Source organism: Stenotrophomonas koreensis, assembly GCF_001431525.1.
GTDB lineage: Bacteria > Pseudomonadota > Gammaproteobacteria > Xanthomonadales > Xanthomonadaceae > Stenotrophomonas > Stenotrophomonas koreensis.
Window position 1 is genome coordinate 1 of the sequence record NZ_LDJH01000052.1, and the last position, 720, is coordinate 720.

Sequence of the window (720 nt, forward strand, 5' to 3'; positions counted from 1 at the left end):
TCCAGCACGATGGCACGGGTGTGCTGTCGGTAACGCGCGGCATACTGCTGCGCCACCCGGGTGCCGTAGGAGGCACCGATCAGGTTGACCTGCTCCACACCAAGGGCCTGGCGCACCGCGTCCAGGTCATCGATGGCCTCGCTGGTGGTGTAGAAACGCGGGTCGGCACGCTGCTCCAGCCCCTGCAGGCAGGCACGCGCATAGTCGCGCACCGCCGCCACATCGACCGTGGCATCACTGGCCGGCGCCAGCGGCTGGCCCTGGGCATCGACGCAGGTCAACGGGTTGGAGCGGCCGGTACCGCGCTGGTCGATGAAGATCACATCGCGGGTCTTGAGCACTTCGGCCAGCGCGCCCTTGACCACGCTGGCCACTTCGGTGGCGGCCTGGCCGGGACCACCGGCAAGGAAGAACACCGGGTCCGGACGGCCCACCTGGTTGTCCTTGGGTGGCAGCCAGGCGATATGCAGATCGAGCTGCCGCCCCTGCGGCTGGCTGCGGTCCTCCGGCACCGTCCAGCGGCCACACAGCTGTCTCCACATTGGCGGCTTCCTGCGCCGCGGTCAGCGTGCAGGGGCTGAAGGCGATCTGGCCATACAGACGCTGGCTGGCAGCCGCGGCCTTGCCGGCATCCGGCTCCGGGGTGCAGCCCAGCAGTCCGAATAGCGGCAGCAGCGGCAGGACACGCGTGAACTTGCGCATTCCATTTCTCCTGTCAGT

Annotated in this window: 1 protein-coding gene; it reads right to left on the minus strand. The window is 68.6% G+C overall.

Going from position 1 to position 720, the window contains the following annotated elements:
* Positions 1-542: alpha/beta fold hydrolase (locus tag ABB25_RS14065; protein WP_152981250.1), on the minus strand; the 542-nt coding region annotated here is incomplete at its 3' end.
* Between the last annotated feature and the right edge of the window lie 178 nt (positions 543-720).